Source organism: Mucilaginibacter sp. L196 (assembly GCF_009765905.1).
Classification (GTDB): Bacteria; Bacteroidota; Bacteroidia; order Sphingobacteriales; family Sphingobacteriaceae; genus Mucilaginibacter.
The window spans coordinates 148597-174133 of record NZ_LMUO01000006.1 but is presented as its reverse complement, the minus strand read 5'-3'; the positions used below and the strand labels follow the sequence as shown (position 1 = coordinate 174133).

The window sequence follows — 25537 nt, the reverse complement described above, 5'->3', positions numbered from 1 at the left end:
TCGAATATTGGCAACTAAAAACCAGTATGGCTGTTATTAAGTAAAATTACATCAATGGATAATCAGAATAAGAAATTAGTTGCCGAATTATCAAAATTGTTACTGGGTGGCAGCGCGCATGCCGATTTAAAAGAAGCACTGGCTGGTTTACCTGCCGAATTACGGGGTGCTAAGCCCGATAACTTACCTTACAGTATTTGGCAGTTAGTTGAACATATTAGAATTGCGCAATGGGATATGCTAAATTTTTGTATCGATCCCAATCATCAATCTCCTAAATGGCCCGATGAATATTGGCCTAAAGAAACAGCACCAATTGATGATGATGCCTGGAAGGACTCTATTAAACAAATTAACAGCGACAGTGATGAATTTATTTCGCTTGTTGAAAAGAGTGATTTGTATGAACCAATACCGGGTGGAAACGGACAAACCATTCTATTGGAAGCGTTGCAAATGGCTGATCATACTTCATACCATATAGCCGAAATTATTATTATAAGGAGATTATTAGGCGCCTGGAAAAAGTAAAGAGCATTTAAATTATATCTTTGCTGTATACAGATATGGATATTTTAAATACAGCTTTGGCGCATGATAATAAAACGTTTGAAGGTATAAGTTATACCGGAAAATCGATTAAAAATAGAGAATTTCAGAGCTGTATTTTCAAAAAGTGTGATCTTTCTGATACGGATCTGTCACACAATAAATTTTTAGAGTGTACTTTTCAGGATTGTAATCTGTCTATGGTCGCGTTAAATGGCGCTACACTTAATGATATAAGTTTTATCAATTGTAAAATGCTAGGTGTAAATTTTAGTGATTGCCTTAGCTTTTTATTTGGTGTGAAATTTGATTCCTGCATATTGGATTATTCATCATTTATGGGCAGGAAAATGACAAAAACGCAATTCTATAAATCATCCATAAAAGAAGTAACCTTTAGCCAGGCTAATTTGGCAGGATCATCTTTTAGCGGATCAGATTTAATGGGTGCTGTTTTTAATCGTACCGATCTTAGTTCAGTTAATTTTGTTGATGCCCAGAATTATATCATCTATCCTGAGCTCAACAACATTAAAAACGCGATTTTCTCTTCACAAGGATTAGCAGGTTTATTAACTGCTTATCAAATTAAAATAGTTTAATACACGGTTATTTTAACTTTTGTATAAAATCAACTATATCCGTCACCATTTCTGTATTAAGTGGCAGGTCGGGTTGTTTATAGGTAGCTAAGTTCGCCTCTTTGTCTGCTGGTGCTGTTTTTAACACATAATTCATGCCTCTTATCAGCATTAAATAAGCGCTTGATTTTGCACTTTTTAGTTTCTGTCCATTATCAACAGTTACCTGTAAATCGGTAGTGCCTTGAATAAGAAGTATCGGCATCCTTAATTTCCTTATTACTTGTGTGGGATCATATCTGCACCACGACATCATATAAAATTGTACGCTTGGCCGTGCAATAGAGTATAATTGCGGGTCTACATTTGGATTTATTTTTCCTCTTTTTAAACTATCCAATATGTTTTTTATACCATCAGCCATATACTGCGGTTGGTTTTTCATTTGGTCTGTCAATATCTTTTCGCCCGGGTAGCCTGCTCCCTCCAATGATATAAATCCTTTTATAGGCTCATCAGTAGTTGCCAGCATACCCACTAGCGCACCTTCACTGTGCCCTGCTATCACAATTTTTGAAAAACGTGCATCACTTGTCAGCAAATCAATTATGCTAACAACATCATCAACATTGTCCTCAAACCTTAGCTCGCTTTCTTTTTGGTTGCCGGTACTTTGGCCAACCATTCTTCTGTCATAACGTACAGATGCGATTCCGCTTTTACCTAATGCCTCAGCCAATAACTTGTACATGTTTGTATTTAGGCCGGTAGTACTGTTGCCATCGCGATCAATAGGGCCTGTACCCGGTATAATTATTACAACGGGAATTTTTCCTGATACATCTTTAGGGGTAGTTAATGTGCCCGAAATTGTTCCTACCAATGTTTTTATAGTGACAGGTGTTTCAACCAGCGACGGATCAAGTGTATTATTAAAAGTTATATTACTTGCATTGGGTGTTAACCTTAAGCCGGTAAACTGATTTTTAGCGTTTAATGCAATATTTAATAAAAAAGCATCATTTTGAAAAATTGCTTTATATATGCCCAGAGGCTGGTTGTATTTTACAAATTCTGTTTTGTTTAGATTGCCTAGTTGCGATTTTAACTGCGTAGTTGTAGTTTTAAATACATCAAGCGGTAATGCCTGTTTCATGTCGGGGCTAAACATACTGTACACACTATCAGGCTGATTGCTGTTGTAAAAAGTTTTAAATTTGTTTACAGCTATGTGGTAACTGGTAGGTTCTGCTTGTGCCCATATTTTAACAGCGCACGATAGTAATGTAACACAAAAAATAAATTTCCTCATTTTAAATCTTTTCACTTTATAGGCTTAATTAGCGGACTAATTTAAGGATAATTTGAATATTCGGGCAGTAACAGGGTGATTAGTTATCTATCAAAATTTTTCACGGTTCATTTTTATTATTAACTTAGCGTTTAACTATAGTTACCTTAACACAAAATATAGCAGTTTTTACTGACAGTCATTAATGAAATTTTTAACCGGGTTCTTTTTAACGGGAATCATCGTAATCACACATTCCTTCTCGTACGCACAGAGTAAGTACTCTATTACAGGTAGAGCAATTGTTACAGGTACATCATTTGCCGGGGGCGCTACAATCTCATTGCTTCAACATTCCGATTCATCTGCTGTGAAATCTACCGTTTGTAATAATCAAGGTGTTTTTGAATTGAAGGGCATAGCCCCAGGTAATTATATAGTTTCAATTAATAAGCTTGGTTACAAAAAGTTTTATAGTGCACTAATCCGGGTTGCAGATAGTAATATTCATTTACCGGATGTTTCGCTATTGCCTGCAACCAGCGATTTAAAAGAAATAACAGTTACAGCTAAACGGGATTATATTGAAGTTAGGCCGGATAAAACTATACTTAATGTAGATAGAAGTATACTGGCTGCAGGTAATTCAGTTTTCGATATATTGGGTACTGCACCCGGCGTGCATATTTTAGATAACGGAATTTATGTTAAAGGTGGCCAAAAAGCCCTGATAGCTATCGATGGTAAACCTATTGGGCAATTGACTGATGAGCAACTGGCAGATTTACTGAAAAGCTATCAAAGCAGTATGATAAGCCAGATCGAGATCATTAGCAACCCGCCGGCCAGATACGATGCATCTGGTGGTGGAGTTATCAATATCATATTAAAAAAGAGTAAGGATTATGGCTTTAAAGCGAATATCACTGAAAGTGCCGCCGCCGGTCAGGATTATAAATTAAATTCAGGTATCAACCTGGATTACCGGATGAAAAATTTAAACTTCTTTGGTAGCTATAATTTTAATGACAGTAAAACCCCACGCGTACTTGATATTGATAGAACAATAGGCCAAACGACTCTTAATGAAAATTATTTGGGTGTTACTCACTTGTTAAATAATGGTTTTAATGGTGGGATAGATTATAATTTAAGCCCCAAACAAACTGTAGGTGTTTTAATGTATGGTTATCACAATCAAGTTGATATTGACAAAAGTAATACGACAGATATTTTGAATCAAGGGGTGTTAGATTCTGACATTACCACAAACTCTCATATCAATCGGTCTATTACTAGTCTTAACTATGATTTTAATTATAAAGGCAGTTTTGGTAAGGAGAGCAACACTACATTAAGTGCCAATTTTGACTATTCAACCTATAGAAGATACTCAACTGAGTTATTAGAGAATAATTTCTTTGATCCTGATGGCATACAATATCGCGATCCTTTTTTTTATATAGATAATTCACCATCTCAAATTAATGTAAGGTCAGAAAGAATAGATTTTACTCAGGCATTATCTAAAACAGGTACCCTTGGCCTTGGTTTACGAAATGATCAGGCAAATAGTAATAACAAGATTGATTTCCAACAGCGGTCTTCTGCTGATTCCGTTTATACTCCCGTGCCATCATTAACGGATCATTTCACCTACAATGAACGAATTAATGCGGCCTATGTTAATTACGATGATAAGTTTAATAACACCGGCATTTCATTAGGACTTCGTGCAGAGCAAACCAGTTCATTAGCCGAATCACTTAATCCAAATAAGACTAGTTCAAACAGCTATTTCGATCTTTTTCCCAATGTGGAAATTACACAGCCGGTAGATAAAGATAATACCCTGGTATTGGCTTATAACCGTCGTTTAACACGCCCGCAATACCAGGATCTTAACCCTTTTGTAGCATACATTGATGAATACTCCTATAGTACTGGTAATACCTTTTTAAAACCGGAGTACTTTACCACGTACCAGGTAACTGATGTATTTAAACAGAAATATAAATTAGATTTAAGTGTAGAGGTAACAAACGATTTCTTTGTGCCTATATTTCAGCAGAATGATGCAACTAAGGTATTCACCTCAAAAGTAAGTAATATAGGTACGCGTTATGAATATGATGCCGAGGCAACTTTGCCTGTTGATATTACTAAATGGTGGAACGCCAATGTGTATTTATATGGGTCGTACCAGCGATATGTTTATTACAGCGGTAACCCTGATAAAAGAACAACGGATTTTGAAATAAAAGTTACTCAAAACTTTACTATCACCAATACCATACGGGCGGAACTATTTACAGGTTGGGAGTCGCCAACTTATTATGGTATTAAACAATATGCCGATGAATGGTCTACACGAGCAGGGGTTAGCAAGTCGATTTTAAACGATAATGGTAGTATAAAATTGGCTATAAGCGATATATTTAATTCGCAGAATTATAGATACACTTCACAATATCAAAATCTTAATCTTACCGGTTTTGAAAAAGCCGGCAGCCGTTTTGTAACAGCCACATTTACTTACCGTTTTGGTAAACAGACTGTTCAAAATAATAAGCATTCCAGCGGAAATACTGATGGGCAAAAAAGATTGAATCCAAGTACTAACGATAATTAAGACGAGTTAGCCTACATGCCCGCTTATTGAGCTTATGAGTATTATAAGCAACACTAAAAGGCTTATGCCCAGATATAAATAATCCTTTTCAAGTACAAAACTTACGGTTGAAAATACTATCCGGAAAATAGGTGTAGCAATAAGCAATATAATCCCTGCCTGTATTATTGATCTGCCCTTTAGGTTGATAATTCCATTTATGAGGCCGTGCAATTGCACAAAATTTGGTATACCGTTAAACTTTGAATAATCGGGTATTGAGCCGCTATGCCTGGATATATATATAACGCCGCCAACAAATACTACAGTAATAGATACAATTACACCAATACGCAGTACCCAGCCAATAACTGCCTGCATATCGGTATCCTTAAAACGTGCTTTAGCTGCCATATTATATTTTACCAATTAGTCCGTTATAAATTAATTGTGATGCCAACCCTATCACCACAACAACAAAAACCCAGCGTAACCAGCCTGATGATTTTGTTTTTACTAATATTTTAGATCCCACCAGCGCGCCTATCAATACACCAATAACCACCGGCATTGAAATTGACGGTTCGATATATCCTCGTTGTAAGTATACCACCGCGCTTGCCGCCCCGGTAACTCCTATCATAAAATTACTTGTAGTGGTTGATACCTTAAAGGGAATACGCATTATATTATCCATGGCTAAAACCTTTAAAGCCCCCGAGCCTATACCTAATAAACCCGATAACAAGCCTGCAAAAAGCATCATTACAAATCCACCGCCAATGCGGCTTACGCTGTATTCAACAGTGCCATTTTCGCCGGGATAGCTTCCGTTGAGTTTTAATTTTTCAGCTAGGATATTTTTTTGATGCACTACTTGTACCGCCTTTTTGCGCAAAGTAAGCAGTGCCGATGTAATTAAAATTACACCTAATAAAATGGCTAAAAGATTGGTTGGAAAATATACTGCAACCATTGCACCGGTTACAGCGCCTAAGGTAGTGGCTACTTCTAAAAACATGCCCAAACGCATATTGGTTATACCCTCCTTAACATAGGCCGCAGCCGAACCTGAAGATGTTGCTATGATAGATACCAGTGAAGCGCCAATGGCATAATGTATATCAACATGCAGAAATACAGTAAGTAATGGGATAATTATAAAACCGCCGCCAAGGCCGGTTAACGAGCCTAATAACCCTGCAAAACATGAACCAACTAGTATAATTAGGGTGAATTCAAGTACCGGCATATATTCCTGAGATCGATTAAAGTGCTAAAGTAGTAATAAAATAAGGGAGCCCGAATTGTTATGGATAAATGTTATTTACATAAATCAGACACATTTACAACAACAATAAGCTTAAGTTAGTGTTATATATTTCAACCTTTAAACATAATTTATGGCCTACAAAAAGATACTTGAGCTATTAGGTAATGATGCCGATAGTTTGCTGCAGCATAAATGCACAACTTTTTCAAAAGACTTGCTGCATGTTCCCTCACCTGATTTTATTGACAACATTTTTATAAACAGTAACCGTAACCCGCAGGTTTTGCGCAACCTTGCGGCTATACATAATCATGGCCGACTTGCCGGTACCGGCTATATGTCTATTTTACCTGTCGACCAGGGAATAGAGCACACAGCAGGCGCATCATTTGCGAAGAATCCCTTATATTTCGATCCTGAAAATATTTTGAAACTGGCAATTGAAGCGGGGTGTAATGCAGTAGCAACAACTTTTGGTAACCTAGCTATTGTGGCACGTAAATACGCGCATAAAATTCCATTTCTTGTTAAAATTAATCATAACGAGTTATTAACTTATCCAACAAAATACAAGCAAATACCTTTTGGTAGTGTTGATGATGCCTGGAATTTAGGTGCTGCCGCTATTGGCGCTACCATATATTTCGGTTCAGAGGATTCTGATAATCAAATTGTGGAAATTGCTAAAGCATTTGAGCGCGCGCATGAGTTAGGTATGGTTACCGTTTTATGGTGTTATACACGTAACAATGCTTTTACCAAAGATGGCGTAAATTATGAAACCGCTGCTGATTTAACAGGACAGGCTAATCATTTAGGTGTAACCATTCAGGCCGACATCATTAAGCAAAAGCTACCCGATGTGAATGGCGGTTTTACAGCTATAAAATTTGGCAAAACCGATCCGTTAATGTATAGCAAGCTTACTACTGATAACCCCATTGATATGTGCCGTTACCAGGTAGCTAACTGTTATATGGGCAGGGCAGGACTAATAAACTCCGGAGGCGAATCGCACGGAACAAGTGATATTGCCGATGCCGTTAAACAGGCTGTAATTAATAAAAGGGCAGGTGGCTCAGGATTAATTATGGGCCGTAAATCATTCCAGCGCCCATTTAAAGAAGGGGTGGAGCTAATAAACCTTGTTCAGGATGTTTATTTGGCTAAGGAGATTGATTTGGCATAGCCAATTATCATATTAATCACTTTTTTACAGCTTTAATTTTTTTTAATTGAGCTGTTTTTAGATATTTGAGGCGATCGCTGTTAAAGCGGTCGCAAATTCTCTTATGGTGCAAGGGTAACATGTCTGATTCTGGTTCAGAAGATCGTGGTTCGAATCCATGTAAGAGAACAAATCCTCAAATTTTATTGGTTCTGGTTATTGAATGGTAGTCATAAAGGCTTTCTTCAATTCAAGCAAAAACTGGTTAAAGCTAACAGGTTTCGATAAAAAGTAATCCATCCCTGCCTTTAGCGCTGCTACTTGTCCTCGGCCATGGTGCTGGCTGTCATAAAAAATTGCTATGTATAACGACTCGCCTTTAATAAATAATGAAACCAATCATAGTTTTGAAATGATTGTTGAAGGACAGCGCGCGTTTATTAATTATAGGCACATAGGAGACACCTACCTGTTAATCCATACGGAAGTGCCTGAAGCTTTACGCAATCGGGGAATAGCTAAAATCCTTGTTGAAAAGACCTTTGAATATTTGGGAAAAAATCATCTTAAAATGCGCCCTTATTGCGCATATGTTCAAGCTTATTTAAAAAACAACCCGGATTGGAAGCGATTGATAGATAAGTAGTATCTGGCCTTTATATATAGAAAGCCGTTTTTTCATTAACCATTTTGGGTGTATTTACTTCTTCGTAATAAGCCGGTTTAATTGCTTTTGCCAATAAAGCTTGTTTATGATTATCCAGCAAACGCTTCCACCAAAATTTATAAACTCGCGGATAAATTACTTTTTCCATATTCTCCTCCCTGGTGAGGTTCTCCAATACAAGTAGTTTATACATTACCCTGCGCGAATGATCAACCAGGCAGTGTGATCGTTTAGTGTAGCCAAATTGTTTATTTAGCTCCCAATTTGTTTTACCTGAAACAAGTATCTGTTCAAATATTTCAATATGCAGTGTTGAGAACTGTTTGGTTCTTAAATTGGGGCGTGTTCCTGTTTTTATATTCCTATCCATCACTTTTCTTTTTGTGTTGTATGTTATAAAACTTTTGGCGTTGAGCTTGCCTCGCCAAAACGATAGCTAAGCATAATTTCATGTGTAGCATTATTATAGCCACCCAGGTTCGCGCTATTGGTGCCAAATTGGTAACTATAGCCTATATGTATGGCGCCCGCATTCAAATCGAGCAAGATTGCAGCCTGGCTGTTAGTTGTATAACTTGCTCCAAGGCCTAATACATCTTTTATATAAAATAAGCCTGCGAAATCAGCTGTTACAGGCGATCCGCTTGCGTAGGTTGCTAATACCGAAGGTTTAAGTTTAAAATCATCACTTAATTCGGCTATGTATGCTCCCGCGAAATAATAGTGGTTTTTGAAGTAATTGTTATTTTGTAATGATGCTGTACCAAGGCTGCGTAAAGTAAGCTCCGGCATCGAAATACCGATATAATAAGTATCGCTGTACAGCAATACACCAAAGCCTAAATTGGCTTTAGTTTCACTGATATTACTATCAAACAAAGGGTCATTATTGTCATCAATTGATAAGTAGTTGGCTTTGTATGATCGTATACCCGCATTGGCAGAAACAGCCAAAAAGTTCTGATCATCCAATTGTATCGATTTGGCGAAAAAGAAACTGGCCTCGGTTTGTTTCTCAATAGCGATCTGGTCATTCTGTACAATAAAACCTGTTGAGGCGCCCATGTCAGGAAGTGGGATACTTGCATCAATAAGATAGGTTGATGGTGCCCCGTCTATCCCTGTAAACTGTTTCCTTATCACCCCGGTTACTGATCCAGCCTGGTCAATTAAGGAATAGGCCGAATTAATAGGAGTAAGGTTATTCATGTATTGTGTGTAACTGAATGGCGCAATGCTTTGAGCCGATGTATTAAGCGCATAAAGTACCAAAGTAACCGCTAGTGCAAACAGTTTTAAAGCCTTTTGCTGTAAGCTTTGGATAATATTGAGTCTGTATATAATTAGGTCCATTTAATATTCCCGGTAAAATTTTTGAAACTGTCGGCGGTTTAATTCAGGTATTCGATGGGTAATTAATAATGCCAGCAGTAAGGTTTTTTGATATAATCCTTTACTGCCGGCATTATGTTTACCATATGTTTGGTTAATATTTAAGTACTATATAACCGGTTTTAGTTTTTGTTATACCCTTAGCTTTATATTGCAGCACATAGAAGTATGTTCCCTGTGGTACCATGGCTCCGGTTACACTGGAATGCCCATCAAAAGTTTTGGTCGTATTGTCGTATCCCGCCGATTCAAAAACCTTTGTGCCGCCGGTATTCATAACCATTATTTTGTTGTCAGGATAGCTGGTAATGTTATCAATAGTTAACACATCATTTACACCATCACCATTAGGCGAAAGCGCCGAGTGTACCAATGGATCACCATTGTTAGGCGTAGCAATATTGTAGTTTGCTACAGCGGTGGAGTCAGCAAGATAGTTCCTGTCATTTGATTGCGCCATACTTACCGGAGTGCCATTTACAAATTGCCATTCGGCGCTGTAAAAACCTGTAGCTGAACCACTGTATTGAGCATATCCGGCTAACGCCTGTATGTTTATCCAATCACCTGTTTGCCATCTATTTTCCAGATAATTCCAACCATCACCGGTCGAAACTACCGACCACATAGCGCTATACCATGTGCTGTTACCAACATTGGCTTCAATAGCGCCATTCTGATCTTCAACATCCATCATATTACCTGTAGCACGGTTTACAATAAATATGTATCCGGTAGGGCCTGCAACCTGCGCCCATTGATAATTGGTATTGCCAGATGGACTTGTGCCATATTTAACCTGGCCATTGCCACCATCGTACAGGTAAGTATTAGCCTGCCATCTATTTAAAATATTGTAATAAGTGGTAGTAGTACCTGATGAAGTAACCGTTATAGCGCATGTTGCAGTTTTGCTTCCACTTGTTGTTGTAACAGTTATAGTGGCTGTACCTGCTGCTACAGCTGTTATTAAGCCGGTACTATTTACAGTTGCTACTGCCGTATTACTTGATGACCAGGTAACCGCCGTATTAGTAGCATTACTTGGCGCAACGGTAGCAGTAAGTTGTTGGGTCGATCCTGCTGTTAACGATGCTGTAGTAGGGCTAACAGTTGCGCCCGTAACAGCTATAGCGCTTACTGTAATGGCCGATGTTGCAGTTTTGCTGCCATCGCTGGTAGTAACGGTTATAGTGGCTGTACCTGCCGCCACTGCAGTTACCAAACCGGTTGAGCTTACGGTAGCAACCGCCGTATTGCTTGATGACCAGGTAACCGCGGTATTAGTAGCATTACTTGGTGTTATGGTAGCTGTAAGTTGTTGGGTAGCTCCCCCTGCTAAAGTTGCTGTAGTTGGGCTAACCGTAACACCGGTAACCGATACCGGTGTACCAGGGTTAGTGGTGTACCATGTATTGTTTTCGTACCACGCGGTTGTACTTTGGCTAAGGTTACCCGTTTGATTTGTGCCATCGTCAAATATCAGGTTGGTTGATGTTATGTTGGTAAAGGTATAGCTCCACCACCCATTGCCATCATTGGTCATGTTTACACCTGGCCATGTACCATCAGCCAATACTCCTGAAGGTAGTGCACTCCACCAATAAATTTTTATGGTTGAACCCCATCCCGCAGGAGGATAAAAATAAACTGTAAAAGTTGGTGCGGCTGTAACAGTAACTGCACATGTTGCCGTTTTGCTGCCATCTGCTGTTTTAACGGTTATTGTGGCTGTGCTTGCTGCTACTGCTGTAACCAAACCGGTAGCGCTAACTGTCGCTATCGCGGTGTTGCTTGATGTCCAGGTAACTGATTTGTTGCTGGCATTTGCAGGAGCAATTGTTGCGGTAAGCTGTTGTGTTCCGCCTGTATTGATAGATGCTGTTGTAGGGCTCATAGTAACGCCTGTAACTGCTACCGTAGCTGCTGTTATTGCACATGTTGCGGTTTTGCTGCCATCGGCTGTTGTAACCGTAATGGTGGCTGTTCCTGCACCTACGGCAGTAACTATACCTGATGCACCTACAGTTGCTACGGCTGTATTGCTTGATGTCCAGGTAACGTTTTGATTGGTTGCATTAGCAGGAGCGATAGTAGCGGTAAGTTGTTGTGTTGAGCCAACTGCTACGGATGCTGTTGTTGGGCTCATGGTTACGCCCGTTACGGCAACAGTTGCAACACTTTGATTGGTTAAAACAATGTATTGAAAGGCTGTTAAGGATTGTGTTGCACCCGATGTTAAGGTAACAGTTGCACCTGTATATGCATTTTTCCAGGTACCTGCGAAGGCTGATGGGATCACATAACTCTGCGTGCTGTTCCTCATGTTTACCATTACCACAACTTTTTCTGATGTTGTGGTAGATGCTTTGGTAAAGGCGCAGGTATTATTATCAGAATAATTGGTCATCGTACCCCGCCTTACGGCTTCACTTAAGGTGCGGTAATTATTTACTTTCTTAAAATCAGCGGAAGCACCAAGATTTGCTGTCCAGTTTATTTTTACCGTTTGATAAGGCCAGGGGATGGTTTGATTAAAGTCAACTTCCTGCCCGCTGGTTAAAAACGGAACACCACGCATATATGCGCAAACTAAATAGTTAGCTATTACACCTGCATGGCCGCCAAATTCCTGAATGGCAGTTGTAGTGGTTTCAATATCATGGTTTGAAGTGTACCTAGCCATTTGCTGGCTACCGGTTGCACTGGCATATTCGGTATTGGTTGTAGTTTGTATAACGCTTACTGATGATCCTGAAACAATTGGAGTTAAGGCATCATAATAAAAATCATCACCAAAATCATAATCAAAACCAGCTGTATAATTTGCCTGCCGGTCACCTTCGGCCAGCATGATTAATTTATGGGTGGTGATCCCTCTTAAATTAGCGATAGTATTGGTCCAGAAATCAATGGGTGGGTTATTTGCGTCATCGCACCTGAAACCATCAATATTGGCAGCAAATATCCAATACCGCATGGAGGCCACCAATGCCGCACGCATAGCCGTATTGGTGAAATCAAGAGCGGCAACGTCGCTAAAATTGGCTAATTGCTGAATTACACCCCCGCTTTGAACATACCAGCTAGGGTTTGCTGTTATCCACGGATGATCCCATGATGTCCCGTTCACGGCAAAGTCGAGTATCACTGCCATTCCCCTGCTGTGGCATCCCGCAACCAGATTTCTGAAATCTGTTAATGTACCATACTCTGTCGCTACCGAGGTATCACCTTTAATTGAGTAAGGCGATGCGGAGCTTCTTGAATCCGTACCATGCGGATAGATAGGCATGATGTACACTACATTGGTGCCTAATGCTTTAATGCTGTCTAACCGGGCTATTATACCGGCAAAGTTTCCTGCCGCGCTATACGGGCGGTTATGTACCTGGTACATATTTACATCCCTGATGTCGGGCACGCCGGTAAATGGTGTTCCATACTGGGGGGGATCTGTTTGTGCTTTGACGATGCTTGAAAACAGCAAAGCAATAGCCATTAGCGAAAAAAACATAATTTTTTTCCAGACATGCCGGAATTGTTTTTTGTGTAATTCTTGATTCATAATTATAAAGTTTGGTTGGTTATTAGGTTGTGATTATTTCAGCTATGGATAACAAGTTTTTTTAGCTTGTAAATATTTCATTTCCATAAGGTTATAATATAATTGGTGGGTGGATTTGAATTGGTGGCAAATCCGAATCAAAGAAAAGGAGGGTAATTTGTATTATCAATACAATTAAAACCTAATATAGAAAATTGACAAAATATTTTATTTGTAAAATATTTATAATCAGTTGATTATGTATGTGTGGGTGTGTCGGCTAATATAGATTATAAAATCTAAGTCGCTTGAGTTAAAGCGTTTAGCATCTGGAATTAATGCAACGAAATCACAGTATTTTTCATCATAGTTAAGATTTAACAATACTGCATTTATGACAAAATAGATATTAATAACAAAAAGCCCTAATTATAATATTAAGATCTTTTGTTATTACGATGTTGCTGTACCATGGAACAGGTGAAACAGTTGGTACACTTGGTACAAAAAACTGTCTAAAAACGCCCTAAATAGCCCCGAAAAGGTGGTTTTTACATTGGTTTTGGAGTGCTTTTTGGCTAAAAAAAGACTGTTTTAGACTAAAAAAGGGGTAAAAAACAACGCTTTTTACCCCTTTTTTGCTCATTTTTGATGGAAAATTGAGCTTTTTTATAGCTTTTTACTCAATAAATTCCAGCTCGTTTTCCACCGGGAATTTATTATAGAAATCTTTAAAATCAATACCAGGATATTTACCTTGAGCAAGGTGAACTGTATGCTTAAAATTACCATACTCAAATTTCCCTATTTCAGGATAAGTCCAGGCTTTTTGCTTCAAAGCATAAGGCATCAAAAATAATATAGCGCCCTTTATGCCTTTGCCATCAAGGGTTTGGGTATGCCATAAATCAATATTCAATTCATCTGCAATAACAGCAAGCCTTGCCCATGCATTCAGGTTCATATTTGAATAATCCCAGGCACGGGTGCGTACCAGCTCCAGTGGTTGCATGCCATCTGTTGTAAATTGCTGGTCTATCCGTGGGATGGTAAACTCATTTATAACCTTTTTTGCCAAGGTGCTATTATCGGTAAACAAAGCAAAAGTTGCGAGTTGTAAATCATAGTTAGTACCGTGATTATTGATCTGTGAGCGTTCGGATTTGCCATTTTTACTAGTCAGCATCCACTCCGCATATTGTTTATACCAGTTTTTTACATCATTAATAAGTGATGCATCAAAATATTTACTGTTATGTAATAAACTGATAGCATCAGGTATCGCTGTTAAACTCAGTGTTTCTATAATTCCTATTCCCCGGCCATCATTAATTCCTGGAATGTATTGGGCATAATTCAGATTAGGGTTCATCCGTGTAACGGTATCAATGAACCAAACTTTCAACAGTGTGGCGGCCTTTTGGGCATATTGCTCTTTTCCGGTAAAGTAATAAGCCAGGGCCAGTCGTTTAACAGCAGAGCTCATTTTACCCATTTGGCTGCCATCGTGCAATAAATAAATCTCAGGATTACGCCTGCCATCCTTTCTGATGTATGGCTTCCCATTCGCTTTTGATGAATCCGCCCACCAGTATGGTGCCTGGCTCACATAATCATGTTTATTATTGCTTGGGGCCAGTTTGGCTTTATTAAAAGTAACGGAGTAGGGGCCAGCTTTCAACAAGCTGTCAGCATCATTTATCAGTTCATTAACCTGTTTTACGGTGATCGCATTGCCTTTATGGTAATTGTCATTCACCGTTTGCAGTTCATGCTGGTCTAGTAGTATAAAACCGGAATTACCGGCCTTGCTTTGCGCAAAACCGGTAATTACTGAAAATATACATAGTGTTAAACTAATATATCGCTTTATCATATTGTGGAGCTTAATATCCAGGGTTTTGTTTTAAATTTTTGTTGGCATCTATCTCTGTTTGAGGCAGCGGCAATAAATATTGGTTTGGACTAACTGTAAACCCATTTACAGCCTGTTCAACGGATGCAAATTGACCTAAACGAATCAAATCCCAACGACGGTGTCCCTCAACGCAAAGCTCTCTTAAACGATCGCGCAATAAGGTATCAACAAATGCGGCCGAAGTAGGGGTGTTAGCTAAACTAAGCATCTGCGTAGCACCTAAACCAGCTCTTGTTCTTACTAAATTAAGCCCGTTAAATTTGTTTGGATCGCTTGCGTTAATATTATTCATCGCTTCTGATTGCATCATCAGCACATCCGAGTAGCGTAATACTATCCAGTTCATTTGCGAGTTATTGCTACCCTTAACCCATTGCGGGTCGCGGTATTTATAAATGTATGGAGTAACGATAACACCGGCTACGTTGTTAGAAACATTCCATGTTTTTCGTACATCGCCTTTATCATACACGCTATTTAACAAATATGGATTCGCGTTAAATGATCCTGAACCACCTAGCGCAGCTGGTGAAAACATACGTACGGTTATATTTTGTGTAGTGCTGGTATTGTTAGCGCCAAACTGTACCGCGAATATAACTTCAGTTTGCGCGGGAAAGTATTTCAGCGTCCAGTTAAATACATCGCTATAATTCGGCATTAGTTTGTATAAGCCGCCATTGATGACTTTATTACATTCTGCCAGGGCATTCGTATTATCATCCGATGCTGCAAAAGTGGTACTTGCACGCTGCAAATAAACCCTCGCCAACATTGCTGATGCTGCTCCTGATGAAACTTCGCCTTTATTAGCAGCGGTTATTTTGTCTTCAGTATAGCAGTTAGCTTCGGCATATTTCAAATCGCTTATAATTTGTGTATAAATGGCACTTGATGCTGTACGCGAAGGATATAAGTTCGGGTCAGTGGCGCTAGTAATTGGTTTCAATATCAACGGTACATCACCAAAACTCCTAACCAAATCAAAATAGGCCATGCCGCGTAAAAACATGGCATTACCTAAAATATTGTTTTTAGTAGGTATATCCATTGTAATACCCGGTACATTAACAATAACATCATTTGCCCGGCTAATTAACTTGTAGCTATTGGTATACCAGTTGTTGATCTCGATGTTTGACGATGTATATTGAACTTTATACATATCAATACGTTCCTGGTTTTGTGTTAACAGGGGTATCATTTCATCACCAGATAAATCACTCATTATATAAACTGTTCGCTGGTAATAAGCCTGCGGTTGTAATTGGCTAAACACCCCAACCAAAGCTGATTGCGCGTCATTAGCATTTTGGTAAAAATTGGCATTGGTTAAAATGCTGTAGGGCTTTTCTGTCAGTGCCTTTTTGCATGCTGCCATGGTAAACATTGCACCGGCAGCTAATAATATATATATCTTTTTCATGTCTTTTATCTCTAATAATTAAAAACCAAATCTTACACCTAATAAATAAGTACGCACATTAGGGTATGGGTTATAATCAGTACCTAATGATGTATAGTTGCCGCTTGAGTTGGAGTATGAATCAACTTCAGGGTCATAACCTTTGTATTTGGTTACGGTAATTAAGTTTTGCCCTGTAACGTAAATGCTGGCGCTTTTAAATACACTGGTAAGTTTAGGTAAAGGCAAATCATATGACAGCGTGATGGTTTTAAAGCGCAGGTAACTGCCTGGTTCAAGCACATCACTTGTTGGGCCTAAGCTGCGGCGCAGGGTGCTGCCTACACTTGGTAAGGTATTGCTGGTTCCGGGGCCATTCCAGCTTTGGGTCAATACATAAGCTTGTTTGTTATCGTTAGTGGTACCGTTTTCAGATTCTATTAAATTCTCATTTAATATTTGATTACCATATACACCCTGTATCAACACGAATAGGTTAAAGCGCTGTACGGTTAAATTACTGCTAAAACCATAGTTAAACTTAGGTACGGCGTAACCAATAATGGTTCTGTCGGCGGCTGTAATGTTGTTGTCGCCATTCAGGTCAGCATAGCGTGGGTCACCTGGTTTAACAGCTTCTTTAGTTCCGCTTGCGGTAATTTGTGCCTGGCTTTGCCATATACCTTCAAACTTGTAGCCGTAGAACGCGCCAATTGGCTGGCCAACCTCTAATATACCTGAATTTTGCCCACCAGGGTATAAACTGGAGCTTACGTTACCGGTAAGTTGAGACTGTACACCACCTAAGCTTAAGATTTTATTAACGTTGCGCGAAAAGTTAAAATTGGTTGACCACCTGATATTTTGCTGCTGGATGTTAATGGTGTTTAATGAAAGCTCGATACCTTTATTTGATACCGCGCCTATGTTTTCTAACACTGTGTTAAAGCCGCTTGATGCCGGTATCGGTTCATTAAACAGAAGCTTAGTGGTTTTTTTGTCATACCAATCAGCATTAAATGTGATCCGGTTTTTTAACAAACCTAAATCCAAACCAATATTGGTTGATGCTGTTTGTTCCCATTGCAAGTTGGTATTGCCAATATTATTGGGCGATGTGCCAACTACGCGGCTACCATTAAGTACATAATTATTAAACCCGTATTGAGATAATGATGAATATGCGGGAATATTAGAGTTACCTGTGATACCATAACCCACACGTAATTTTAAATCACTTATAGCGGTTACATCTTTCATAAAGTCCTCGCTTGAAATACGCCAGGCTAATGCTCCTGATGGGAAAACACCGAAATCATGAGCTGAACCTAATACCGATGAACCATCACGACGGATAGATGCCGTTAACAGGTACTTATCCATAAAGCTATAATTGATCCTGCCCAGAAACGACTCTAATGAATTGCTGTTGGTTGATGAGGATGACGACAAGCTCCCGCCAACACCTAAATTATCTGTACCTAAATTATTGGTGGTAAGCGATTGCGCTATAGCAGAACTTGTTGTGTATTTAAACTGCTGAAAAGTATAGCCCGCCAGTGCGGTTATTGTTTGGTTTTTATCAATTTGCCTGGTATAAGTAAGCGTATTTTCATTTAACCAGTTAAAGTTTATTGGGTTATTTATTTGTGCATATCCGTTGGTAGTTAAACCCAAATAGGTAGTATTTGGCCTGAAGATATCTTCACGATTAAAACTATCATCTGTACCAACACTAACCTTCAGCTTAAGGTCCTTAATAATCTCATAATCTAAAAAGCTGTTTACAAATACTCTAAAAGTTTTACTTATGTCAGTATTTAATTCGGCTGCGGCAATAGGGTTACCAACCAAATCAACATAGCCATTAGGGCCATTCTCAAAAGTGTAAGCGCCTGTATTATCATATATTGGCACAATTGGGCTTATACGTAAGGCATCAAGCAATGTACCGCCGGTGCTGCCACCGTTGGTATTCACGTTAGCCAAATTTTGCTGACTATAGGATAGTTGTGAGCTTAAGCCAAAGGTTAATTTACTGCTGATATTATGGTTGAAGTTAAAACGCAGGTTGCCACGTTTGTAACCAGAATTCAGGATGATACCATCCTGACCAAAATAACCCATGCTTATAAAATATTTGCTATCCGCTGAGCCGCCGCTAATAGCCCCGTTAGCATTAACTATAGGTGCTTGTCTAAAAAGCGCTTTTTGCCAGTTTGTACCCGGGCCCATCGCGTCAATTTGCGCCTGGGTGTATGGTAAAGCTGTTTGTGTAGTATTATATTGATTGTTGTAGGCAGTTACCCTATTAAGATAAGTAGCAAACTCCGGTGCATTCATCATAGGCAATGTACGGCCTACATCCTGCACACCATTATAAACATCCGCGGTTACTGTCTGTTTACCTGCCGAACCTGATTTGGTGGTAATAATAACCACACCATTAGCACCACGGTTACCGTAAATTGCTGTCGATGACGCGTCTTTCAATACATCCATTGATGCAATATCATTAGGGTTTAACGCGGTAATATCGGCACCTGCAAAACCATCAACCACATATAATGGATCGCTGGAATAGTTAATAGAGTTTGTGCCGCGTATCCTAACGGTAAATGAAGCGCCCGGCTGTGAGTTTGTTTGCGTTACCTGTACACCAGCCACCTGGCCTTCTAAAAGTTGGCCGGTACCAAATACCGGTGTTTTTGCCACATCGGTAAGCCCTACAGATCCAACAGCACCGGTAATATCACGTTTCTTTTGCGTGCCATAACCAACTACTACTACCTCGTTTAGGTTTTTAGAATCGGTTACCAACTGCACATCAATTTTTGATCGTTTTTTTACTTCGATCTCTTTGGTTAAGTAACCTACGGAGGTGAATACTAAAGTGGCATTTTCATCCACCGATATTGAATACTTGCCATCCGCGTCGCTTGTAGTGCCGATGTTGGTCCCCTTAATCATAATCACAGCTCCTGGTATAGCCAAATTCCTTTCGTCTGTAACTGATCCTGTCACTTTAATATGATCGTTACTTTTTATACCTTTTAATGATGTTCCTGTGCTAACAACATCTTTGTTGATAGTTATTATTCTGCCGGAACCATTTGCCAGGGCAGTGCTTGCCAATAAAAATATTGGCAGTATAGGCAAAAAGGTATGCTTAATGATTTCAATGTGTAAAGCTCTTTTCTTCATACGAGTTGTGTTAATGTTGAATATTTTTCTATATTTTTGACAAAAAAAAGCCCCGTACAACTTCTGTTGTTTCATTTTTTAGCTAATCTGAAATGGGGGACTTTTAAAAGCCGGAGTGGTTGCAACACTGCCGGTTTTTATTTTTTAAATGTGCACTGGATTTTACATTCGTTTAAATTTTAAATTCTGTTTACATTATTTATTTTTTAGTCGCCTGGCTCAATAGCCAGCTTGCAAGATCATTGGCGGCTTTATCATTTTCATAACCTGCCGGCAAACGCCCGTTAACATATTCATTATAAAACCAAGGGTCGCCTACGGCAAATACAACTCCTTTACCATAATGTGCAATTGCCGCTATAACAGCCCCGTTTGTTGCACGTAATGCCGGTTTAGCATTTCCGGTAAGGCCAATACTACATACATCTTTCAAGAAAACCTGTTTTGCGGTTTTAAATATTGGGTTATTAGCTATTACCACAGTTCCATCGGCAAAATGCTTGTCATCAATCACATGGTTTTGCAGGTCGTCATTAAAATGCATTCCAAAATGCGCGGTAAGTATGTTAAAGTGGGGTAACTCTACGTTTGCACTATCATTAGCCATTAAAACAAGTACACCTCCGGCTTTTACCCATTGGGCAATCTGGTCGGCATCCTGTGCATTAATATAGTTGGGGTTGGGATTTTCCTTTTTAGTATCCGGGTCAACAATAATGTATACAGCCGATCCTTTTAAATTTTGAACAGTAGGAGCAACGCCTAATGTATCTAAAGTTGCTCCCTGGTTTTTGAATATATCACCCCATATGGAGAACCCGCTGCTGGCCTTATCTGTCCATAAATAATGGTACCGGGTTGTTACCCCTTTAACCGTATGTACCTCGTGGTTAAAAAAATAATCAAGTGTTACCCTTTGGGCAAATACTGAATTAGTAATGCTTAATAACACGAAGGAGGCACAAAGAATTATTTTGCGTATCATTTAATAATAATTTAATATATGCAGTGGTTTATAATTGGATTAAAATAGTTGGTATTTCACTATCTGCACTAATCAAAATTAGGTTATTAAGCTTTGTTTTATAGCGCTTCGGCTTATTTATTTACGAAATCGTTTTCGGAGAAATAATATTATGGAACAATATTAATAAGCTGATTGAAAATAAATATAACAAAGTTCAAAACACTAAGTATATTCATTTTATAGGCAAATACAGTGGTTTATTTCTTTGTTTTTGTGGATGATTCCCGTATGAATAAATGGGTTGGTAAAACAACGGTTTCAAACTCTGTAACGGGCCATTTACTTTTAATAAGGCTTAGCAACATCTCGGTTGCTTTTTGGCCAATCTCAAACCCTTGTTGATGAACAGAGCTTAGTGGGGGATTTAAAACATCGGCAAGGGTGGTATTGGTATAACCAACTAAAGCAACGTCTGCTGGTATGGCTACTTTTAGTTTATTTAATAAGAATATAGTTGTGGTAGTAATCCTATCCGATGTTGTAAATATAGCATCCGGCTTATCTTCAAGATTCAGCAAAAAATTGAGCGCGTTCTCAATTTCGCTAATATCTCTTCCGCCATGCGGGCAATAGCTAATGTAATAATCCGGTGTAAAAATGCCTGCATCGGCAAGGGCGGCCTTGTAACCAGCCAATCTTTCTTTAGTAATTGAAATATTGGGGGGGCTGGTAATATGCGCTATCCGCCGGAAACCTGAATCAATAAGATGCTTGGTGGCATCATAGGCACCTTTATAATTATCTGAAATTACTTTATGAGTATTTATTTCTTCAGTTACCCGGTCAAAAAATACCATTGGCAGGCCCTGGGCATGCAGTGTTTTCAAATGTTCAACATCGGGCGTTTCAGTAGAGAGCGATATCAGTAAACCATCAATTGATCTTGATGTAAGGTGGTTTACATTCTTTACTTCCAGATCGTATGATTCATGTGTTTGGGTTATAATAACATTATAGCCTTCTTTATGGGCTACGGACTCGATACCATTAATAACCTGCGAAAAAAATTGATTCTCAATGGTAGAAACAACGATGCCGATGGATTTAGTATTGCCCTGTTTTAAACTTTGTGCTATGGGATTTGGGCGATAATTATTTTTTCGCGCGCATTCTACAACCAGTTTTTTGGTTTTCTCACTAATCTCATAACTATCGCGTAATGCTTTCGACACTGTTGAAACAGACAGGTTTAGCTCCTTTGCAATGTCTCTTATTGTAACCGCGTTAAAATTCATATTGTATCAATAGCCTGCAGATTATTGAACCCCAAGCATAGGGTACAATATATAAAAAGTTAAATGAAGATTGATAACTTAATCGAACTTTACCTCAATTCAGGAATGTTGAGGGCCTATTACCTCTATATTAAATTTGTTACTAAAACGATTGCGTAGAAATATAGTGGCCTACCCCATCTATATTAAAAAGATAGATTGTAATATTGGATTAAATTAACGGGAGTATTCACCAGTAAAATTGCTTTTAAGAGTTTTAAACATCTTGTAGCTGGCTTTAATCCCCTCAATGTAGAATGCGGGGGACTTGTGTGATACCTTTCCCTAGGATAGGGAAAGGAGGAGGATAGGGTAAAATAAAGCGATAGGTTCTAAAAGCGATTTCCAGGTAGTATTCACCGTTAATCATAAAAACCAATTAACCGATTAAAATATTTAATCATGAAATTACTAACTGTTATTTCAGCATCGCTGCTTGCTTTTACCTTTTCAACAATGACAACAAACACCGTACACGCACAAACTAACGAGAAATCAGCCCGCGAATGGGTTAACAGTAAACAATGGGCCAATGGCATTTCATTAACCGTAGCCCCATCAGTTGATGCTCAGGAGTTTTATAAACAATACCATGCCAGTAAAGCCGTTTGGGATAAAGTATTCCAGTTTTTGAAGGATCATAACCTGGACACCTTATCGGTAGGTAAATACCCTATTGATGGTGATAATGCTTTTGCATCCATCACCTACGGGCCATCAAAAACGCTTGATGAAGCAAAATGGGAATCGCACCGTAAGTACATCGACTTACAATATGTAATTAAAGGCGAAGAAAAAATAGAGGTGGCGCCGGTAAGCACTGCAACTGTGGTAACCCCTTATAACGAAGCCAGAGATGCCGCGAATTACACAGCCGATGGCACCTATTATATTGCTAAACCCGGTACTTTTTATTTATTTTTTCCGCAGGATGCGCATCGGCCAAATATTAAGGTAGATGGTTATGACGAGGTGAAAAAGCTGGTTATAAAAATTAAAGTGGTTCAATAAATTATAATTCCCGATATGAAATTTACAGCTATAGCCGGCGTACTTTTAACTTTATGCACAACGGCTTCAATTGCACAGCAGGCAGCCAAGCCATTTTTATTTGCAGAAAAGCAAACAGATGAATTATTGCGTAATACCGCTGAAACAAAGGCATCATCGGTAAAAGCTGATGTGTTTTCTCCACGCTCATTAAATCCGGATGGTAGCCTTATTTTGGTAGCGCCGGGTGATTGGTGTGCCGGCTTTTTCCCGGGCAACCTATGGCAGCTATACGAATATAGCGGCGACCCGAAATGGATGGACCAGGCCAAAGTGTTTACACATACAATGGAGGTCGAAAAAGAAGATGCCCATTCGCACGATGTGGGTTTTAAGGTGTACTGTAGCGTTGGTAATGCTTACAGGCTTACCCACGATGAGCATTATAAAGAAGTAATTATTGAAGCAGCTAAAACCTTGAGTACACGGTTTAACCCTATAGTTGGTTGCATCAAATCCTGGGATAATAAAAAATGGAAATATCCTGTGATTATTGATAATATGATGAACCTGGAATTGCTCTTCGAAGCCACAAAACTAAGTGGTGATTCCAGTTTTTATAAGATAGCCGTTACTCATGCCAATACCACCATGAAAAACCATTATCGTGCTGATTATAGTTCATATCACGTGGTTGACTATGACCCGGAAACCGGCAAAGTCTTACATAAGCAAACAGCACAAGGCTATGCCGATGAATCTGCATGGGCGCGCGGGCAGGCGTGGGGCTTATATGGTTTTACCATGTGCTACCGCGAAACAGGTAATAAAGTTTATTTAACACAGGCAGAAAATATAGCCAAATTCATTCTCAATAATCCTAATCTACCTAAAGACCTTGTGCCTTACTGGGATTTTAATGATCCTGCTATCCCTAATGTTCCGCGCGATGCTTCGGCGGCGGCAATAATGGCGTCGGCTTTGTATGAGTTAAGTACTTATAGTGCTAATGGTAAAGTTTATAAAGCGACAGCCGATAAAATATTAAACAGCCTTAATAATAACTATCAAGCTCCTTTGGATGCCGATAAAGGCTTTTTATTATTACACAGCACCGGGAATAAACCGGGAAATAGCGAAATTGATGTGCCTATTATTTATGCCGACTATTATTACCTGGAAGCATTGCTTCGCCAAAAACATTTGAAGCAAGGTAAACCGGTACTTAATACAGCAGGTGTTGTTAAATACTAATTGTCATTGCGAGGAACGAAGCAATCGCACATAAACAAAGCGAGTATGCAAGGTTCGCGATTGCTTCGTTCCTCGCAATGACAGATGGTTTTATGATCAAATAAAGAAGAAGATTCAAGAATAGACTTTCTTTTATCTTCAATAAAAAATATAAAAATAAATGAGCTTAGAACAAACATGGCGCTGGTACGGCCCAAATGACCCCGTTTCGTTATATGATGTAAAACAAGCCGGAGCAACAGGCGTGGTAACAGCCTTGCACCATATACCTAATGGCGAAGTATGGCCGGTGGATGAGATCATCAAAAGAAAATCAATAGTTGAAGAAGCTGGCCTGACATGGTCGGTTGTGGAGAGTGTGCCTGTGCATGAAGACATTAAAAAACGCACCGGTAATTACGAATACTATATCAATAATTATAAACAATCTTTAACTAACCTGGCTGCATGCGGCATTCATATTGTTTGCTACAACTTTATGCCCGTGCTCGACTGGACACGTACCGACCTTGATTACCTGATGCCCGACGGCTCGACAGCTTTAAGGTTTGATACCGCGGCTTTTGCGGCGTTTGATATTTTTATTCTGAAAAGAGAGAACGCTGAGAAAGATTATAATGATAAGGTCATCCAAAGATCAAAAGAGTTTTTTGAGGGTTTGAGTGACGGGGGCAAAGCTCATTTAGTAAAAAATATTATTGCAGGCTTACCCGGATCGGAAGAGGGTTATACACTGGAATCATTTCTACAGGTGATCAACAGTTATAAAAATATTGGTCCCGGGGATTTGAAAGCCAATCTGGGCTGGTTTTTAAAACAGATTATTCCTGTTGCTGAACAAAATGACGTATTGATGTGCATACACCCTGATGATCCGCCATTTCCTATCCTAGGCCTGCCGCGGGTGGTAAGTAATGAACAGGATATCAGAGATATTTATAATGCAGTAGATAGCCCTAGTAACGGTTTAACTTTTTGCACCGGTTCATTCGGCGTAAATGCCGATAATGATCTGCCCGGTATGGTTCAGCGCCTCGGAGACCGGATTCATTTTATACACCTAAGAAGCACCAAGCGCGATGAATACGGTAACTTTTTTGAGGCGGATCATTTAGCAGGAGATGTTGATATGTATTCGGTTATGAAGGTTTTGCTTGAAGAACAAAAAAAACGGATAAGCGCAGGGAGAAAAGATATTACCATGCCTTTCCGGCCGGATCACGGCCATAAAATGCTTGATGATCTGCAGAAAAAAACCAATCCCGGTTATTCGGCTATTGGCCGTTTAAGGGGTTTGGCTGAATTACGTGGATTAGAACTTGGTATAAAAAAAGCTTTCAATTATTAGAAGTTGTTTAAAAATGATTTAATATTTTTTACATAACA

At 39.1% G+C, this 25537-nt stretch carries 20 protein-coding genes; 8 read left to right on the top strand and 12 right to left on the bottom strand.

Annotated features, from left to right (window positions below; translation table 11 throughout):
• Positions 1–54: 54 nt before the first annotated feature.
• Positions 55–531 carry a DinB family protein gene (locus GSQ74_RS01830; protein ID WP_174236896.1) on the top strand — a complete coding sequence of 159 codons (477 nt, stop codon included), beginning with the start codon at positions 55–57 and terminating at the stop codon, positions 529–531.
• A gap of 35 nt (positions 532–566) precedes the next feature.
• The gene (locus GSQ74_RS01825) at positions 567–1151 is read left to right on the top strand and encodes a pentapeptide repeat-containing protein (RefSeq protein WP_158989458.1); all 585 of its coding nucleotides are present in this window, start codon (positions 567–569) and stop codon (positions 1149–1151) included.
• 7 nt (positions 1152–1158) lie between these two features.
• On the opposite strand, the gene GSQ74_RS01820 is transcribed toward GSQ74_RS01825, so the two are convergent.
• Positions 1159–2442 (bottom strand): DUF3887 domain-containing protein, encoded by a 1284-nt coding sequence (locus tag GSQ74_RS01820; RefSeq protein ID WP_158989456.1) that lies wholly within the window; start codon positions 2440–2442, stop codon positions 1159–1161.
• 184 nt (positions 2443–2626) lie between these two features.
• Here GSQ74_RS01820 and GSQ74_RS01815 point away from each other — a divergent pair, with 184 nt between their 5' ends.
• Positions 2627–5053, top strand: coding sequence for an outer membrane beta-barrel protein (locus tag GSQ74_RS01815; RefSeq protein WP_158989454.1), 2427 nt, complete (start codon positions 2627–2629; stop codon positions 5051–5053).
• A gap of 6 nt (positions 5054–5059) precedes the next feature.
• On the opposite strand, the gene GSQ74_RS01810 is transcribed toward GSQ74_RS01815, so the two are convergent.
• Both GSQ74_RS01810 and GSQ74_RS01805 read right to left on the bottom strand, forming a co-directional pair.
• A complete protein-coding gene (locus GSQ74_RS01810) occupies positions 5060–5446 on the bottom strand; it encodes a DUF1634 domain-containing protein (RefSeq protein ID WP_158989452.1) in 387 nt (128 codons plus the stop codon).
• 1 nt (position 5447) lies between these two features.
• A complete protein-coding gene (locus tag GSQ74_RS01805; RefSeq protein WP_158989450.1) occupies positions 5448–6284 on the bottom strand; it encodes a sulfite exporter TauE/SafE family protein in 837 nt (278 codons plus the stop codon).
• A 151-nt stretch (positions 6285–6435) separates the two neighbouring features.
• Between GSQ74_RS01805 and GSQ74_RS01800 the strand changes: the two genes are divergently transcribed.
• Positions 6436–7494 (top strand): class I fructose-bisphosphate aldolase, encoded by a 1059-nt coding sequence (locus GSQ74_RS01800; protein WP_158989448.1) that lies wholly within the window; start codon positions 6436–6438, stop codon positions 7492–7494.
• 195 nt (positions 7495–7689) lie between these two features.
• Here GSQ74_RS01800 and GSQ74_RS22645 read toward each other — a convergent pair whose 3' ends face one another.
• Positions 7690–7872 (bottom strand): response regulator, encoded by a 183-nt coding sequence (locus GSQ74_RS22645; RefSeq protein WP_216846666.1) that lies wholly within the window; start codon positions 7870–7872, stop codon positions 7690–7692.
• On the opposite strand from GSQ74_RS22645, the gene GSQ74_RS22955 reads away from it, so the two are divergent.
• Entirely contained in the window at positions 7835–8119 is a 285-nt protein-coding gene (locus GSQ74_RS22955) for a GNAT family N-acetyltransferase (RefSeq protein ID WP_158989446.1), read from the top strand. The genes GSQ74_RS22645 and GSQ74_RS22955 overlap by 38 nt on opposite strands.
• Before the next feature lie 10 nt (positions 8120–8129).
• On the opposite strand, the gene GSQ74_RS01790 is transcribed toward GSQ74_RS22955, so the two are convergent.
• The 8 genes from GSQ74_RS01790 to GSQ74_RS01755 form a co-directional block, all read right to left on the bottom strand.
• Complete coding sequence (locus GSQ74_RS01790; protein WP_158989444.1) at positions 8130–8510, bottom strand: hypothetical protein; 381 nt, start codon at positions 8508–8510, stop codon at positions 8130–8132.
• Positions 8511–8533: 23 nt separating this feature from the next.
• A complete protein-coding gene (locus tag GSQ74_RS01785) occupies positions 8534–9493 on the bottom strand; it encodes a PorP/SprF family type IX secretion system membrane protein (protein ID WP_158989442.1) in 960 nt (319 codons plus the stop codon).
• Positions 9494–9626: 133 nt separating this feature from the next.
• The gene (locus GSQ74_RS01780) at positions 9627–13100 is read right to left on the bottom strand and encodes an Ig-like domain-containing protein (protein ID WP_158989440.1); all 3474 of its coding nucleotides are present in this window, start codon (positions 13098–13100) and stop codon (positions 9627–9629) included.
• 658 nt (positions 13101–13758) lie between these two features.
• The gene (locus GSQ74_RS01775) at positions 13759–14955 is read right to left on the bottom strand and encodes an alginate lyase family protein (RefSeq protein WP_158989437.1); all 1197 of its coding nucleotides are present in this window, start codon (positions 14953–14955) and stop codon (positions 13759–13761) included.
• Between the two features lie 10 nt (positions 14956–14965).
• Positions 14966–16423 carry a RagB/SusD family nutrient uptake outer membrane protein gene (locus GSQ74_RS01770; protein ID WP_158989435.1) on the bottom strand — a complete coding sequence of 486 codons (1458 nt, stop codon included), beginning with the start codon at positions 16421–16423 and terminating at the stop codon, positions 14966–14968.
• An 18-nt stretch (positions 16424–16441) separates the two neighbouring features.
• Entirely contained in the window at positions 16442–19606 is a 3165-nt protein-coding gene (locus GSQ74_RS01765; protein ID WP_158989433.1) for a TonB-dependent receptor, read from the bottom strand.
• 199 nt (positions 19607–19805) lie between these two features.
• Entirely contained in the window at positions 19806–20591 is a 786-nt protein-coding gene (locus GSQ74_RS01760) for a DUF4350 domain-containing protein (protein ID WP_158989431.1), read from the bottom strand.
• 239 nt (positions 20592–20830) lie between these two features.
• Complete coding sequence (locus GSQ74_RS01755) at positions 20831–21868, bottom strand: LacI family DNA-binding transcriptional regulator (RefSeq protein ID WP_158989429.1); 1038 nt, start codon at positions 21866–21868, stop codon at positions 20831–20833.
• Positions 21869–22309: 441 nt separating this feature from the next.
• Between GSQ74_RS01755 and GSQ74_RS01750 the strand changes: the two genes are divergently transcribed.
• The 3 genes from GSQ74_RS01750 to uxuA all read left to right on the top strand — a co-directional run bounded on the left by GSQ74_RS01750 (position 22310) and on the right by uxuA (position 25499).
• Positions 22310–22918, top strand: coding sequence for a YhcH/YjgK/YiaL family protein (locus GSQ74_RS01750; protein WP_158989427.1), 609 nt, complete (start codon positions 22310–22312; stop codon positions 22916–22918).
• 15 nt (positions 22919–22933) lie between these two features.
• Positions 22934–24151 (top strand): glycoside hydrolase family 88 protein, encoded by a 1218-nt coding sequence (locus GSQ74_RS01745; protein ID WP_158989425.1) that lies wholly within the window; start codon positions 22934–22936, stop codon positions 24149–24151.
• A 160-nt stretch (positions 24152–24311) separates the two neighbouring features.
• Positions 24312–25499: a mannonate dehydratase gene (gene uxuA / locus GSQ74_RS01740; protein WP_158989423.1), complete on the top strand. Its 1188-nt coding sequence runs from the start codon at positions 24312–24314 to the stop codon at positions 25497–25499.
• Positions 25500–25537: the final 38 nt, after the last annotated feature.